The sequence below is a fragment of the Azospirillum sp. B510 genome, from assembly GCF_000010725.1.
In the GTDB taxonomy this organism is placed as follows: domain Bacteria; phylum Pseudomonadota; class Alphaproteobacteria; order Azospirillales; family Azospirillaceae; genus Azospirillum; species Azospirillum lipoferum_B.
In genome coordinates this window covers 20,001-33,934 of the sequence record NC_013859.1, presented here as the reverse complement: position 1 = coordinate 33,934, position 13,934 = coordinate 20,001, and the positions used below count along the sequence as shown (strand labels likewise).

The 13,934-nt window shown below is 64.3% G+C and carries 16 protein-coding genes, 1 tRNA gene and 2 rRNA genes (1 of these 19 only partly in view); 11 read left to right on the top strand and 8 right to left on the bottom strand.

From position 1 onward, the window contains the following. Positions 1-76: 76 nt before the first annotated feature. From AZL_RS30205 to AZL_RS30190, 4 genes are all read right to left on the bottom strand, one after another. Positions 77-421 (bottom strand): hypothetical protein, encoded by a 345-nt coding sequence (locus tag AZL_RS30205; protein ID WP_042446505.1) that lies wholly within the window; start codon positions 419-421, stop codon positions 77-79. Positions 422-483: 62 nt separating this feature from the next. Further along, the gene (locus AZL_RS30200; RefSeq protein ID WP_012975489.1) at positions 484-1,071 is read right to left on the bottom strand and encodes a rhodanese-like domain-containing protein; all 588 of its coding nucleotides are present in this window, start codon (positions 1,069-1,071) and stop codon (positions 484-486) included. Between the two features lie 46 nt (positions 1,072-1,117). After that, positions 1,118-2,401: a CAP domain-containing protein gene (locus AZL_RS30195; RefSeq protein ID WP_012975488.1), complete on the bottom strand. Its 1,284-nt coding sequence runs from the start codon at positions 2,399-2,401 to the stop codon at positions 1,118-1,120. A gap of 26 nt (positions 2,402-2,427) precedes the next feature. Further along, entirely contained in the window at positions 2,428-3,129 is a 702-nt protein-coding gene (locus AZL_RS30190) for a thioredoxin family protein (RefSeq protein ID WP_012975487.1), read from the bottom strand. Positions 3,130-3,268: 139 nt separating this feature from the next. Here AZL_RS30190 and AZL_RS30185 point away from each other — a divergent pair, with 139 nt between their 5' ends. Next, entirely contained in the window at positions 3,269-3,625 is a 357-nt protein-coding gene (locus AZL_RS30185) for a helix-turn-helix domain-containing protein (protein WP_012978168.1), read from the top strand. Between the two features lie 39 nt (positions 3,626-3,664). Here AZL_RS30185 and AZL_RS37295 read toward each other — a convergent pair whose 3' ends face one another. Beyond that, positions 3,665-4,366: a hypothetical protein gene (locus tag AZL_RS37295; RefSeq protein WP_042446496.1), complete on the bottom strand. Its 702-nt coding sequence runs from the start codon at positions 4,364-4,366 to the stop codon at positions 3,665-3,667. A gap of 479 nt (positions 4,367-4,845) precedes the next feature. Between AZL_RS37295 and AZL_RS37290 the strand changes: the two genes are divergently transcribed. The 10 genes from AZL_RS37290 (at position 4,846) to AZL_RS37735 (ending at position 12,302) form a co-directional block, all read left to right on the top strand. After that, complete coding sequence (locus tag AZL_RS37290) at positions 4,846-5,124, top strand: hypothetical protein (protein ID WP_247894564.1); 279 nt, start codon at positions 4,846-4,848, stop codon at positions 5,122-5,124. 50 nt (positions 5,125-5,174) lie between these two features. Further along, positions 5,175-5,447, top strand: a complete 273-nt coding sequence (locus tag AZL_RS30170) for a hypothetical protein (RefSeq protein ID WP_148219762.1) — start codon at positions 5,175-5,177, stop codon at positions 5,445-5,447. 4 nt (positions 5,448-5,451) lie between these two features. Beyond that, entirely contained in the window at positions 5,452-5,994 is a 543-nt protein-coding gene (locus tag AZL_RS30165) for a hypothetical protein (protein WP_148219761.1), read from the top strand. A 696-nt stretch (positions 5,995-6,690) separates the two neighbouring features. Continuing rightward, positions 6,691-6,990 (top strand): hypothetical protein, encoded by a 300-nt coding sequence (locus AZL_RS34990; protein WP_086935502.1) that lies wholly within the window; start codon positions 6,691-6,693, stop codon positions 6,988-6,990. After that, entirely contained in the window at positions 6,977-7,783 is an 807-nt protein-coding gene (locus tag AZL_RS33715; protein WP_247894563.1) for a helix-turn-helix transcriptional regulator, read from the top strand. Before AZL_RS34990 ends, AZL_RS33715 begins: the two co-directional genes overlap by 14 nt. Before the next feature lie 290 nt (positions 7,784-8,073). Then, the gene (locus AZL_RS36005) at positions 8,074-8,532 is read left to right on the top strand and encodes a hypothetical protein (protein ID WP_042446483.1); all 459 of its coding nucleotides are present in this window, start codon (positions 8,074-8,076) and stop codon (positions 8,530-8,532) included. A 123-nt stretch (positions 8,533-8,655) separates the two neighbouring features. Then, positions 8,656-9,150, top strand: a complete 495-nt coding sequence (locus AZL_RS30145; protein ID WP_012978162.1) for a hypothetical protein — start codon at positions 8,656-8,658, stop codon at positions 9,148-9,150. Positions 9,151-9,165: 15 nt separating this feature from the next. Then, positions 9,166-9,495, top strand: a complete 330-nt coding sequence (locus AZL_RS34980; RefSeq protein WP_247894562.1) for a hypothetical protein — start codon at positions 9,166-9,168, stop codon at positions 9,493-9,495. Between the two features lie 79 nt (positions 9,496-9,574). After that, positions 9,575-9,865 carry a hypothetical protein gene (locus AZL_RS34975; RefSeq protein WP_086935501.1) on the top strand — a complete coding sequence of 97 codons (291 nt, stop codon included), beginning with the start codon at positions 9,575-9,577 and terminating at the stop codon, positions 9,863-9,865. 712 nt (positions 9,866-10,577) lie between these two features. Beyond that, positions 10,578-12,302, top strand: a complete 1,725-nt coding sequence (locus AZL_RS37735; RefSeq protein WP_012978161.1) for a recombinase family protein — start codon at positions 10,578-10,580, stop codon at positions 12,300-12,302. Here AZL_RS37735 and AZL_RS30135 read toward each other — a convergent pair. The 3 genes from AZL_RS30135 to AZL_RS30125 all read right to left on the bottom strand — a co-directional run. Then, positions 12,259-12,335, bottom strand: a tRNA-Met gene (locus tag AZL_RS30135). The two genes, AZL_RS37735 and AZL_RS30135, sit on opposite strands and share 44 nt — an antisense overlap. 80 nt (positions 12,336-12,415) lie before the next feature. After that, positions 12,416-12,531, bottom strand: a 5S ribosomal RNA gene (gene rrf / locus AZL_RS30130). 136 nt (positions 12,532-12,667) lie between these two features. Continuing rightward, positions 12,668-13,934, bottom strand: a 23S ribosomal RNA gene (locus tag AZL_RS30125); it runs 1,478 nt beyond the window's last position.

Sequence of the window (13,934 nt, the reverse complement as noted above, 5' to 3'; positions counted from 1 at the left end):
ACCCTGGTGAATAAAGGCGGCTAGTAAACGAGGCACCCTCCCTGGTGCTTGCCTGATCGGTCGCGCCCGTCGCGCATCATTGCACGCGATCCAGATCGATCCCATTGGTGCACAGCCCACGTCCGGTTGTGGCCCGGTAGTGATTCCCGGTGAAGGTGCCGGAATAGATCAGCTCATCGTCCGACACCATATCCAGCAAGTCACCGTTGACGGTGCCGGTATAGATGCGCTCGGCCCCGTTCCGGGCACTGGTGGTGCGCATCGTCGCCACGCCATCCTTCACAACCATGCTGCGTTTGGTTGTATTGGTGTTGCACTTCGCTCCAAGCGCCTGCACCGGATGATAGGTGCCGGTCCAGGTGCCGTCATGCCGCGTGTCGGCGGCAACCGCTTGCCCTGTCAGCGTGCCGAGCAGCAACATCGCGCCTCCAATCCGTCGCATTATCCCCGTCTCCTTGATGGTTGGTTTCTCTCGCTGGTCGCCTACCAGCCGCCAATAGCCGGCGCCATCGGCAGTCCGGCCGCCCTCCACGCCTCGATGCCACCGCGGTACCAGAGGACGGAGCGGTAGCCGAGCGCCACGGCCCGCAGCGAGGCGTTGTAGGACAGCCAGCATTCCGCCGACAGGCAGTAGAAGACGACCGGCCGCTGCCGGTCGCCGCCGGTGAGCTGGGCCAGCCGCTCACCGAGCTTGGCCTGCAGCGGATCGTCGAAGCCCTTGCCCAGCCCGGCGTCCACCAGCCAGACCGACTGCGGCAGACCGGGATGGGCGGACCCGCCCAACACGTCGACCAGCACCACCGACGGGTCGGTGGTGAGCAGCCGCAAGAGGTCCGCGGTCGCGATGGTCCGCGCGCCCGGAACCGCCGTCGGCGTGCGGGCGTGATAGCCGCCGACCAGCAGCGTGCCGCGCGGCGAAATGCCCCAGTCGGCCGCCTCATCGGCATACGCCCTGTCGGCCAGGGCGATGCCCGCAAGCTGGGAGCGGTCGACGGGACGGGAGGTCTGGCATGCCGCCAGCGACAAGGTGGCGGCACACAGCGTAACGGCAGCCCACTTCAATCTGGTCATACGGCCCTCGTGAATATGGGAGAACGGTGTGGAATGCTCATGCCGATCAGACCGGCCCGGCGAAGGCGAGCGTCAGGCCCTGTGCATCGGAGCGGGGGAACGCTCCCATCCCGATCCCCGACAACGGGGCCGCCAAGGGAGCGGCGAGCATCCCAGCTGTCCAGGTGAGGTCGACGGGCGCCTCGCCCAGCCGTCCGATCATCGGGTCGCTCTCCTCCACCGGAGCCGAGGACTGCAAGCTGTCGGCACCCGGTCCGGCCAACGGAGCCCCCTGGGCAGCGACCGGCTGGACGGCGGTCCTGCGGTGCTCGCGGTAGCCGTACTCGACATAATGGCGCGTCGCCGCCGTCAGGTCGGCGCCGAAGGCGGCGGCAATGTCGGGATTGGCCCGCTCGTATGCCGTGGCGTCGAAGCCATCGAGACGGCGCTGCTCTGCCCGGCCGGAATCAATGTAATGCCGGGAGGCGGCATTGCGGTCGGAGCCGAAGGCGGCCAAAAGGTCGGGGTTCGAGGCGAGATAGGCGTCCGCATTGAACGCCGTCGCGCTGCGTCCCTCCCGCAGGCCGGACTGGATGTAATGGATCCCGGCCGCCTGGGCGTCGCTGCCGAAGGCGGCCATCAGGTCGCCATAGCCGGCAAGATACTGGTAGGGGTTGAAAGCGGTCGTCGACCGGCCTTCGCGGGCACCGGATTGGATGTAATGCGACCGCGCGGCGGCGCTGTCGGTGCCGATCACCCGGGCGAGGTCGGCATTGCCGGCGAGGTAGCGCAGCGGGTCGAAGCCGTCGATGGCGGGACCCCCGGTGGGATCGGCCTCGCGGCCGAACCAGATCGCCGCCGAGTTCTTATAGACGGCGACGCCGACCGCGTTCCAGCTGTAGGGCTTCCAATCGCCCTGGTTCGTCATGACGGCGTTGTGGCTGGGGCTCATCTTCCAGGCAGTGAGGAGCACGGAGGCCGTCTGCTCCGGCGTGCCACGCACGACGCTGCCGGTCCCGGTGATGAGATTCTCGAAGCCATAGCCGGCATAGCCGGTGCCCAGACGCGCCGGCGCCCCCCACATCGCGCCATAGCTGGTCGCGTCCTTGGCGTTGTACGCGGCATCGCTCCAGCTGTGGGCACGGCTCTCGCCCGGCGATTGGTCGGGCACGGCGGTGCCGAGATTGTCGGCGATGTCGACGACGTGGCGGGCCGCGGTGGTGGTCAGGGCCTTCGACAGCGGGATGGCCGGCAACCCCAACTGGGCCCGGTAGTCCATCAACTGGTCGTAGAGGACGATCTCGGCGCTGCTCAGGCCGTCCTGGGCGGTGGGAGTGTAAATGTTCACCATGGCGGTGGCTTTCCGGAAACGCAGGATCAGGAACAAGAGGCGTCGAGGCTGCGGGCGAGCGTCCGGGACTCCTCGCCGACGGTGGACAGGGCGGCTCCCTTGCAGAGCAGCACCGCCTCGACATAGTCGCCGAAGCGAGGCTCCCGCCGGCCGGCGATGCCCTTGCGCTCGTGGAAGCGCTCGTAGCGGTGGGTCGTGGTCCACAGCGCGGCGATGACGCCATTGGGATCGATGACGGCGGTCAACGGCACCGGTTCGATCTCCTTGGGCGCCGGCAGCTCGTCCTGGCTTGGTTGGCGGCCGTCCTGGACCGCGACGATGCGTGGGTCGAAGCCGTGGCTACGCTGGTGGGCGACGTCGCGCTGCATCTGCCGCTGCGGGTCGGCACCGGCGGGGCTGGCCCGGCTGACCGCCACTATCATCACCACGGGGACCTCGGGATGGACCCGCATGAAGGCGTCCAGCCCCGGGCGCTCCGCCAGACAGGGCACGCACCAGTCGGCACCGCGCTTGAACAGGAACCAGCGGCCCCGGAACTCGTCGGTGCGATGGGCGACGCCGTCCTCGCCGTGATAGCGGAAGACGGGCAGCCGATCGCCGACGGCGAAGCCATAGGATTGGGCCTGGAGCGGCGAAACCCCTAGCATCGTCACGGAAGCTGCGAACGCCGGCGCCGCGGTGAACAGGATGGCGCCGATCCGAACAGCGGCAGAGAAGACGGACGGCATGATGGGTCCCCGGCAGTGGCAGGTCCGGGCCGGTCGCCGTCGCGGTTCGGCTTCAGCCTCGACCTGATTTCAAGTGATCGTTGCATAATAGGAATCCGTTTCGTGGTCAAGCCACTCACCCGGAACGAAACTCCGGCTCATGAGCGATGACCTGAAACGCAGGATAGGAAAACGGTTGCGGGCCTTGCGCGAGAGCCGGGCCCTCAGCCAGGAGGATGTGGCTGCGGCGATCGACCGCAGCGTCGAGACGGTGAGCAACATCGAGCGGGGCCGGGTGCTTGCGGCGCTGGAGACGCTCGACCGCCTGTCGCGCCGCCTGGACGTGCCGTTGGTCGACTTCTTCGACGACGGCGAGGCGGTGGTGTCACCGGCCCGGGCCGCCACCGACATGCGGCTGCGCGAGGTGTTGCGCGGCCTGAGCGACCGGGAGGCCGAGGTGGCGCTCCGGCAGGTCGAGGCCCTGACCCTGCTGCGCCCGGACGGCAAGCGGCCATAGCCGGCACCGGCGGACCGATGACGTCGCGCGGATGATCGCCTATGCCGGCCGCAGCCGTCCCAACAGGGTAAAGTGCCGGGCGAAGGGATGGGAATAGCGCCGGCGGAGCAGGGCGACGACCGCCGCGATGATGGCCGCCACCATCGCCCAGGGCGGCGCGGGACCATTGACCACCATCATCAGCGTGTCCTCGATGCCGAAGGACTGGACAAAGGCCTGCCGCTCCAGGATCAGCGAGGCACCGCGCCGGATCAGGACTGCGGCGAAGAGGTAGCCACCGACAGCGGTCAGACCATAGAGCAGGATGTGAACAATCATGCCGATGGCCGGGCTGGCGGCGAAGCAGCCATGGAGCAGGCGGGCCTCGACCAGTTCCAGACTGAGCATCGCCGAACGCGACTGGAAGGCGAGCCCGATGAACAGACCGAGAAGCGCGATCTTGACCATCACAAGGAGGAGCAGGCCGATCAGGCCAGTCTCGACCCCGCCTAGGATGAGGTCGGCCACGGCGTTGACCAGCCAGATCATCGCCCCGGCCAACACCAGATAGGCGGCGCCGGCGATGGGGCGCAACGCGGCGTTGGCCAGCAGCCAGCCTGTGCTGAGGATGGCGGCGACCAGCAGGCCGAAGATGCCGCCGCCGATCTGTCCGACGGTTTCGGCATCGCGCTCGGCCTGGAGTTTCGATTCCGCATCGGCCAATGCTTCGGCATAGGTCTGGCCGTAACCAGTCACGGTCATGGAAGGGTCCTTCTGAAGGAATGGAGCCGGCACAGGCACATCCAGCACTCCCGGCACATCAGCGTCCGGAGATGCCGGCAGCAGGACGGAGCCCGCGCGGGAGCATCCGGTGGACGGGCGCCTGCATTCCGGGTTGACGCCGGATACACGGAGTTTATTTATACAACATTCGCTGAAGCCGGAATCACTTTCGGGTGCGAAGCTGCGGCATGTTGCCTCCGCCAGAACTTCCCGAACACCTCAGGCCGATGGAATACCGACCGCCGACGGACGGAGATGAGCCTGCTGTGGGCCTTTGCGATACGATCATCGTCCAGGTGCCGCTCCCGGATGGCTTGGCGCCGGGCACATGCCAAGCCAAGTCGCTGACGCTGGAATCCGGAGATGGCCGCTACAGGCTCAGCCCTGATGGCCGGCTGTACCGCCGCCAAGGCCGGTGGGAGACGGAGGATGTCGTGGACCCGGACACGAGCCCAAGGATGCGGCCCATCGACCTCGGCGAAGAGCCACACCCATACCTCGCCATCCTGACAGTCGTCACCGATCGCGCCTGCCTCTATTCGGCTGCCATGTTCTTTGGGCAGCTGGTCGGTATCCGCCCGAGCGGGGAGGACGTCTGTCTGCGCGACCTCGATGGCCTGGCTGACCGTCCATGGAACCGTCTCTTCGGCATGCCAAGCCTCGACCTGCCCGCGCAGCACCCGACCAACATCTCCAACAGCGCACGGGCTGAACGCTCTGTCGGTTGTGATGGATGACCCAAGCCATGAACCCGCCCATCGAACCAGCTCACTCCGAGGAGAGGCCCATGCTCGACCCGACCCGCACCCAGGCATTGCGCGCCGTGATCGATAGCCTACCTCTGACGGAGCGCCAGCGGAACCTTGCGGAAGAGACCATCACCTCGCTGTCGCCCGAGGCGGCGGACACCGTGATCATGGCGCACCAGAGGCTGGTCGAGACGCTCCCCGCCGCTCTGGCGGCTATCGACCGCGTCAAGAGGGCGCGGCGGCCGGCCCATCGGAATGGGTCCACCGATCCGGCAGCCCCTACGCCGAACCTTAAAGACGGAGGGGCATGAGTCCGTGGCCGGTCATTGCGCCCAGGCACGAAAGACGCCGGCTGATCCCCAGGATAATGCGTCCGCCACGGTGACTACCGTCATCATTGTCGGGGATCGGTCCGCTGTGCTGGGCATGATCGGCCCAGTTGGGATGCTCATTGCCATAAGGGGCGATTTTGTCTGCTTCGCCATGACGCCGGAAGTCGGGATTCGGTTGGAAGAACTGGGGCAGGCGGAGAGGCTAGAGCCCCTCGGGCCCGGTCTCTATCGGTTGCTTTTGCAACAGGCGCCCCGCCTCGCCTTTGACCGGGCCTGGAGCAATCCGGGTGCGGCACACGCTCCAGATCATCTGATCGCCCTCACCCTGGCGCGCCCGACGTTCCGCGATGTCGTGCGCCTTTGCCGCGCCTACGGGGTTCCACGCGTGCGGCGCGTCCTGTTTGAGCTTGCGGAAAATAATGACGTCCCGCCGTGGCTGGCGGCGGACTGGAACCGACGGTTGGACAATATCGGGCGGGGCTTCAGACGCGCCGTTCTTCGGATGATCCTGTCAAAAGAGATTTGATCGGGGCGGATCCCGACAGTGAGGTTGGCTTGCTTTTGCACGCCGAGGGCGCTGGGCACCGCCCACACTGGCGGTCCGTTCACGTCACTCTGCAAGATAACATCGCCAATGTTATCTTGCAGAGTTGTGTTACTCCGGTTCGAACCGATGGATCTGCTGCTTGTCGGCGGGGATGTCGGGACTCCACCTTAGCAAGCGCTCGTTGATCGGGGTTCGTAAGGGGTCACGCGCATGTGGCTGATTCGACCAGACCTCATGCCAGTTGTCGCTGCTCTGCCTCGCGGCGCGGAGACGCTCCCGCCCCGTGCCGAAAGCGGCAGGATGAACGGGAGGCTTGCAACCAGCAACCTGGAGACGAAGGCAAACTGCATCAGAGGCTCCCAATCCATATGGAAATCCAAATGCCGATAAACGACGGCATGCCCCCGACCCTGGAAGCCCCTGATCATGATGGTTGCGCTCGCAGCCGCTGTCCCATGCCCCACGACCGGCGGGAGCCGGCCACCACAGCTGTCCCACCCACCCGGAGGCGGGCAGGTCGGCAAGCATAAGAGCCAAAATCCATCCGACCACCCGAACCTGGGATGAACGACCCGTAGCGTGGAGCGGAGGTGGCGTCCGGCTGGGCCGCGGCCGCGCTCTGCGGCGCCGCGGTCCAGCCGGACGCCACCCATCGATCACTCCGGACCCATTGCTATGAAATCCATGCAACCGTCCGTCGAATCCGCTGCAGCCCGCATTTCCCGGCTGCGTCGGATTGCTGAACGTGCTGAACGGGACTGTGCCGCCAACGGCGGGCGTCCCGACTTGCTCCTGCGCGCGGCGCTGCACCACCATGCGGCCGGTGACCTCGACATCGCGAGAGAGCAAGCGGAGACGATCGTCGATCGAGGCAACGATGACCCCGAATATGCGCCGGGGTGGCTGATCCGCCAAGCCCGGGATCTGATCGCCCGCATCGACGGCGCGGATGACGCTTCGCATGTCGTCGGCTGACCCGCCTCGGTTTCCCCGACACCCGTCACCAAAATACTTCCCGATCAAAGATGAGGTCGCGATGCACACTCCCCTGCTTGGCCTCCCGGTTCCAGCCAGCGAAACGCCATTTGCTTTCGAGGATCGCCCGCTGCCCACGCCAAGAACCGCCATCATTGTCGCCAGTGATCAATTTGCCTTGCAGGGCATGGTCACGCTGCTTGGGCAGGTCGCGTCTATCGGCACCGTCGAGGCACATGACAGCCTCGACACGGCGATGGCCGGACCGACCGCGGCTCTCATCATCGTGCATGCCGGGACCGCTGGCTTGAATACATCGTGGGTGACGGCGCTGGTCGGGCGCCGACAGGCGGGAGCTCTCCTTGCTGCTGGGAACGGCGGGGCCAGCGGCTTAGCAGCGCTGCGGAGTGCAGGAGCATGCGGGCTCCTGACCGGGAAGGAAACACCAGCGTTGTGTAACAGCCTATTCCAACTGGCTCTTGCCGGCTGCAGTTGCTGGCCCGCAGCAGCAATCGGTCCAGAGGAGAACAGGATTTTGCCAAGCGCCCTAGACCCTGCGCTTGCCCTGACCGCAAGGCAGCGGGAGGTTGCGGCGGAGCTTGTACACGGCCACAGCAACAAGGTCATTGCTGCCACGCTCGGGATGACCGAGGGAACGGTCAAGATCCATCTCACCGCGGTCTATCGGACGCTCGGTGTCAGCAACAGGGCAACGGCACTTCTCCGTTTGCTCCCCATCCTCGGCGCTGCGGCTCGCCCGGTGAATTCCGGCAAACAGAGTGGGGACATCTGATGAGGAAGCAGCGGACGAAGCCATCTCGGATGAAGACTGTGCCATCGACGGCCGAGACCTGCCGCTGTGCACGCTGCGGCATCTGGCACGACCAGGACCGCGCCGGTCCCGAAACCTGGCTCCTTGTGGGGCCGCTTGGCGACCCCGAAACCTTTGCACTGTGTAGCAGCTGCGGCAGCATACTCATGCGACGGCGGCCACAATTTCTCGATCCCGACACCTATTTGACCCTGCTGCCGTCCCGATGGCCAAACAGGGGACGGCGACTCATATCGGGAGGCCACCAGCCCATGCCCCGCTCTTACAGCGGTACGGATCGGGACGCGGCCCTCCGCATCGTCCGCGCCGTGGTCCCGCAGGGGTTCGTCGTCGCCATCAGCTCGCATGTCGAAAATGGCCGGTTGTGGGTTCGGATCGATGATGCTCCCTTTCCCGCTATCCTACCGTGGCGGATCATCCGCTTCGGTAATGTCGTCGTGACCTACAGCACCACCGCCCCCGACCCTCTGACCTATCCGCCCCGTGTCGCTGCTGTATTCCAGGACATCCGCGCGGCACTCGCGGCTGCCGGGTTCGGAGAGGTGGACATCAGCCTGTCGCAGACGGCCGCAGAGCGGCAGGCCAAGCGGATCCTCGATCTGACCCGCAGCGCTCATGGACGCATGCAGCTGGCTGCATTGCTTGCCGCTGCCGGGCTGGACGATGAGGCCATCGCCGGCCAACTGGACTGGCTCGACCGGACCTCGTAACGGCCGCGTCCCTCGATAGACACCGATCGCCGCTCGGTTCTCGCAAGCATTGAATTGATCTGCGGTTCCGCGAAGGCCGGACACAACACTCCCATCCCCCTTCAGCCCTGGAGGTATTTCCACATGACCTCGACCGATCTCATGCTCCCGCCGGGCAAGGCCGCACTGGCCACCGATCCTCTCTCCGCCACCCTCAATGCCTTCGAAGTCCGGCTCTTCGCCACGACACCCACGGACGGACCAAAAGCGGTGATTGAAACAGCCGATCTTGTCCCTGTCGTGACCGCCGATCTCGTGGTCTGGCAACATCAGGTCGATGACGACCATGTCCTCTGCGCTCTGGGAGCGATCGCCGAAGCACTCGACGACGCCCACCTCTTGGTCGTCGCGGCCCGGCGGAACGCACCGCAACCATGGAAGCCGCTGGTGAGCCAATATGACTGCTACACGCAGATACACCGCCTTCTGACCGACGCCTCGGAAATCCTCGATTGGGCGATGCCCCTGGCCCGTGGCGTCAATCTGACGATGACGATCGATGTCCAGCAATCGATCTGTCGTGACGAGGAGGGCCGGGCGGCCGCGGTATCGACCACCACGCTCAGCCTGCGTCAATGATGGGGAAGAGGCGAAATGATGGACCACCCTGCCACGCCGCACCCTGATCCCGCCGATCGGCCGGAAACGCCGGTCGGACGCCTCGCCCGGCGATGGCTGACCGACAGTGGTCCAGGTAACCATCACGAGAGTGAACAGGAAATCGCCGACCGTTGCGACCGCCTAGTCGATTCCTTGGAAAGCCTGACGAAGCTGCCAGCCAACAACTGGGCCGATGTTGACGCGAAGTTAATAATCTTGTCCGTTCGACTGCGCCAGGCAGCCACCACGGCCGACCCCGAGACGATGCTGCTCGCTCTTCTCGTTACCAGTATCCAGCATGACCTGCTCCGCTTGCGCCTTTGAACAATATGAGCTGGAGATAGGGTGATGTTGGCGCTTGCTGGCCTTTAAACCGGAATCTCATCACCTGGGAGATTACTCAATGACTGACTGGCAACCGATTGAAACGGCTCCGCGCGACGGGTCGAGGATCCTCGTCGCGATGTCGGATGACTACATGAAGCACCAGACATGGGGCGAACCAAAGGACGATTACTGCATCTTTGTACGTTGGATCGAACAGATCGGCTATTGGGTGGACGATTTTAAGTCATTTGTGAAAGATGATGACGTCACGCATTGGGTTCCAGCACCGGTACCACCACAAGCGACTGCCCATCAGCTTATGCGTGACGCCGCAGCGATTTCAAAGCACCGCAAGGATGATATCTGATCACAAGAAATTCGAATGAATAGGACGTAAATATCAGCATCTCATAACGATCTTTCGGGACCTTTCCAGACCTTTTCGATTGGTGTTCGAGCATGAAGGCGAGCACGCGGCAAAGGTAGCGCCGATTATCTTGAGTGCCGAGAAGATCAGCTGCATTTGCCCTGGAAATTCCAACAAGATCAGCGGCGAGTAGCTGGGCAGACGGCGACATGAGGCCGCCAGTATCCAGCGTGATCTGCTCCACCTGCGTCTCCGCAGCACGGCTTGGACATGTGGCGATGCCGGCACCGCCATACGCTGCGCGTGTCAAGAACTTTATTTCCACGAGCATCTCCTCCGAGGCAAACGCGGAGACCAGGAGGAGCACAGGTGCGGCACGCTGCTCTGCAGCCGGATCGGAAGCGTCTCCGATCTACTACTGCAGGAGCTCTTCATGCCAGTATCCCTCCGCAAAATCGAACCGGCCATCCCCGTGCCCGCCGAATCCTCGCCCTTGGAAGTGGACCACCGCCTCCAGCGCGTCGAAGAGACCTTGCTGGACTTGGTGCGCCTGATCGCCCGTACCGAGGCCCGCCGCTTCCTGCGGTCCTCCCGCGGCATCACCGACCTCCGGCTGCTGCTGCTGATCGCCCTGATCTGCCTGATCATCACGATCGGCATCATCGCCGCGTCCCTCTCCTGACCCCCCTTGCCCCGGAAAGGACACGCCCTCATGAGACGCAAGCCGAGATCCAGCCGGCCCAACGGCACCATCGGTGACCGGGTGGTCATCTACGCCCGTTACTCCGATCAAAAGCAGGACCCATCCTCCATCCAGGCCCAGTTGGCACTCTGCCAGGATTTCGCCGCTTCCAAGGGATGGGAGGTGGCCGGTGAGTTCACCGATGCAATGATCAGTGGCGCGACCAAGGCGCGGGAGGGTTACCAGGCCATGCTGCGCACCGTCGATGCCGGCGGGGCGGACATCGTTTTCGCCGAGGCGCTCGACCGCCTGACCCGCGATCCGGAGGAGAGCCACGCCCTCTTCAAACGGCTCAAGCACCGGGGCGTTCGTCTCGTCACCCTGGCCGAAGGCGAGGTCAGCAACATCCACGTCGCCGTCAGCGGCATCTCCAACGCCCTCTACCTGGAGGCGGTCGCCTTCAAGACCCGGCGCTCGATCCTCGACAAGGTCCGCAAGGGCGAGATCATCACCGGCCTCGCCTACGGGTACCGGGTGGTCAAGGTCCATGCCGAGGACGGCACACTGGTCGACCGGCACTGGGAGATCGTCGAGGAGCAGGCGGCGGTGGTCCGCGATATCTTCACCGCTTTCGCCGGCGGCCACAGCCCCAAGCAGATCGCTCGCGACCTCAACGACCGCGGCGTTCCCGGTCCCCGCGGCGGCATTTGGCGTGATACCACGATCCGCGGCCATCACCAGCGGGCGAGCGGTATCCTGCGCAACGCGCTCTACATAGGCCTGTTGGTGTTCAACCGCCAGAGCTTCAGCCGCAACCCGGCGGACGATGCCAAGCGCGTCGCCAGCCTCAATGACGAGTCCGATTGGGTGCGCGTGCCCTGGCCGGAACTGGCCATCCTCCCGCAGGCTCTGTGGGACCGGGTCCAGCAGCGGCTGCAGAACATCCGGAACGGCGCAGCATCCAGCGCCATCCGCGACGTGCGTCCGTGGGAGCACCGCCGCCAGCATCTGCTCACCGGCCTCGCTGTCTGCGCCGGCTGCAAAACGTCGCTCGGCAACGCCGGTCGCGATTATCTCACCTGCAACACCGCCAAACTGTCGTCGGCCTCCTGCTCCAACCAGGGCAGCGTCCGGCGGAGCGTGCTGGAGAAGCTGGTGATGGACGCTCTGTGTGACCGGCTGATGCAGGATGACATGGTGGCAGCCTTCATCGCTGCCTTCCGAGAGGCGGTTCGGACGGATGGACAGGAACAGTCTGCTGAACAGCGGCGGATGGAAGCCGAGCTGAGGAAGGTGCGCCAGGATCTCGATGGGCTCGATGCGACCGCGCGGCAGGGCCGGCTGACCGACCGGCTGCACCGGTTGATGCGCGACTTGGAAGTGAAGCTCGAGACGCTGGAGGCGGCACTGGCCTCCCCTCCCCCGCCGGCAGTGGTCCTGCCCGACAATTTGGCGGCCCTCTATCGGGAGCGGATCGCCGATCTGGCGGCGACACTGGAGGACCCGGACCACCGGATTGAAGCGCGCGATCGCCTGCGCCCGCTGATCGAGCGGGTGGCGGTGCGTTTCTGCACAGCCGATACCCGCGGCGTCGAGATCGAGCTGGAAGGCGATCTGGTGGCGTTGCTCAGCCTCGGGCTGAGCCCAAACGCAGCGAAGGCCGGCGCTACGGGAGCGGCCGGCCTTCGCGAACAGGTGCGTTCGCTAATGGTGGTTGCGGGGGCAGGATTTGAACCTGCGGCCTTCAGGTTATGAGCCTGACGAGCTACCGGGCTGCTCCACCCCGCGGATGTCTCTCGTTATTGGATGATGGAGTGTGAAGATGCAAGCGGCTTGTTTTTGGAAAGATTGTCTCTTGTGCCTGAGCGACCTGGCGGCGACCTACTCTCCCACGTCTTAAGACGCAGTACCATTGGCGCGGAGGCTTTTCACGGCCGAGTTCGGGATGGGATCGGGTGTTTGACACCTCGCCATGACCACCAGGTCACCGAGGCACAAGACCGACGCTCCTTCCAACAAGGCATATGCTTGAACGTGCAAGTGAGGATGAGGATGTATCGAACCGGCTTTTTTTGCGTCAAGCAGACTTGCTGCTGCGCATGGCGCGGTTGTGTGGGGTTGGGATCAAGCCGATCGAGCGATTAGTAAGGCTTAGCTTCAGGCGTCGCCGCCCTTCCACATGCCTCCTATCGACGTGATGGTCTGTCACGGCTCTCAAGGGAGCTCTGGTTTAGAGGTGGGTTTCCCGCTTAGATGCTTTCAGCGGTTATCCCGTCCATACTTAGCTACCCGGCCATGCCACTGGCGTGACAACCGGTGCACCAGAGGTATGTCCATCCCGGTCCTCTCGTACTAGGGACAGATCCTCGCAAAACTCCGACACCCACGGCAGATAGGGACCGAACTGTCTCACGACGTTCTAAACCCAGCTCACGTACCACTTTAATCGGCGAACAGCCGAACCCTTGGGACCTGCTCCAGCCCCAGGATGTGATGAGCCGACATCGAGGTGCCAAACGACTCCGTCGATATGGACTCTTGGGAGTCATCAGCCTGTTATCCCCGGCGTACCTTTTATCCGTTGAGCGATGGCCCGTCCACGTGGAGCCACCGGATCACTATGGCCGACTTTCGTCTCTGCTCGACTTGTCAGTCTTGCAGTCAGGCGGGCTTATGCCATTGCACTCGACGAGCGATTTCCGACCGCTCTGAGCCCACCATCGCGCGCCTCCGTTACACTTTGGGAGGCGACCGCCCCAGTCAAACTACCCGCCATGCAGGGTCCCGGACCCGGATCACGGGCCACGGTTAGATGCCAGAGACTTCAAGGGTGGTATTTCAAGGTTGGCTCCACCCGGGCTGGCGCCCAGGCTTCCAAGCCTCCCACCTATCCTACACATGAAGTCCCTAGCACCACTGCAAAGCTGTAGTAAAGGTGCACGGGGTCTTTCCGTCTGACCGCGGGAACTCCGCATCTTCACGGAGAGTTCAATTTCGCTGAGTTGGTGTTGGAGACAGCGGGGAAGTCGTTACGCCATTCGTGCAGGTCGGAACTTACCCGACAAGGAATTTCGCTACCTTAGGACCGTTATAGTTACGGCCGCCGTTTACCGGGGCTTCAATTCAAGGCTTGCACCTCTCCTCTTAACCTTCCGGCACCGGGCAGGCGTCAGACCCTATACGTCGCCTTGTGTGGCTTCGCAGAGCCCTGTGTTTTTAGTAAACAGTCGCTACCCCCTGGTCTGTGCCCCCCGCCTTGGCTTGCGCCAAAACGGGGCCCTCTTCTTCCGAAGTTACGAGGGCAATTTGCCGAGTTCCTTCAACACCATTCTCTCAAGCGCCTGGGTATACTCTACCAGTCCACCTGTGTCGGTTTGGGGTACGGTC

Bases quoted from the DNA above. Each gene is read 5' to 3' on its own strand.
- AZL_RS33715 (WP_247894563.1), top strand. From the start codon at position 6,977: ATGTCGTCGGCTGACCCGCCTCGGTTTCCCCGACACCCGTCACCAAAA.
- AZL_RS30190 (WP_012975487.1), bottom strand. From the start codon at position 3,129: ATGCCGTCCGTCTTCTCTGCCGCTGTTCGGATCGGCGCCATCCTGTTC.
- AZL_RS37290 (WP_247894564.1), top strand. From the start codon at position 4,846: ATGCGGCCCATCGACCTCGGCGAAGAGCCACACCCATACCTCGCCATC.
- AZL_RS30195 (WP_012975488.1), bottom strand. From the start codon at position 2,401: ATGGTGAACATTTACACTCCCACCGCCCAGGACGGCCTGAGCAGCGCC.
- AZL_RS37295 (WP_042446496.1), bottom strand. From the start codon at position 4,366: ATGACCGTGACTGGTTACGGCCAGACCTATGCCGAAGCATTGGCCGAT.
- AZL_RS30200 (WP_012975489.1), bottom strand. From the start codon at position 1,071: ATGACCAGATTGAAGTGGGCTGCCGTTACGCTGTGTGCCGCCACCTTG.
- AZL_RS30145 (WP_012978162.1), top strand. From the start codon at position 8,656: ATGACCTCGACCGATCTCATGCTCCCGCCGGGCAAGGCCGCACTGGCC.
- AZL_RS34975 (WP_086935501.1), top strand. From the start codon at position 9,575: ATGACTGACTGGCAACCGATTGAAACGGCTCCGCGCGACGGGTCGAGG.
- AZL_RS36005 (WP_042446483.1), top strand. From the start codon at position 8,074: ATGCCCCGCTCTTACAGCGGTACGGATCGGGACGCGGCCCTCCGCATC.
- AZL_RS34980 (WP_247894562.1), top strand. From the start codon at position 9,166: ATGATGGACCACCCTGCCACGCCGCACCCTGATCCCGCCGATCGGCCG.
- AZL_RS30205 (WP_042446505.1), bottom strand. From the start codon at position 421: ATGTTGCTGCTCGGCACGCTGACAGGGCAAGCGGTTGCCGCCGACACG.
- AZL_RS30185 (WP_012978168.1), top strand. From the start codon at position 3,269: ATGAGCGATGACCTGAAACGCAGGATAGGAAAACGGTTGCGGGCCTTG.
- AZL_RS30170 (WP_148219762.1), top strand. From the start codon at position 5,175: ATGCTCGACCCGACCCGCACCCAGGCATTGCGCGCCGTGATCGATAGC.
- AZL_RS34990 (WP_086935502.1), top strand. From the start codon at position 6,691: ATGAAATCCATGCAACCGTCCGTCGAATCCGCTGCAGCCCGCATTTCC.
- AZL_RS37735 (WP_012978161.1), top strand. From the start codon at position 10,578: ATGAGACGCAAGCCGAGATCCAGCCGGCCCAACGGCACCATCGGTGAC.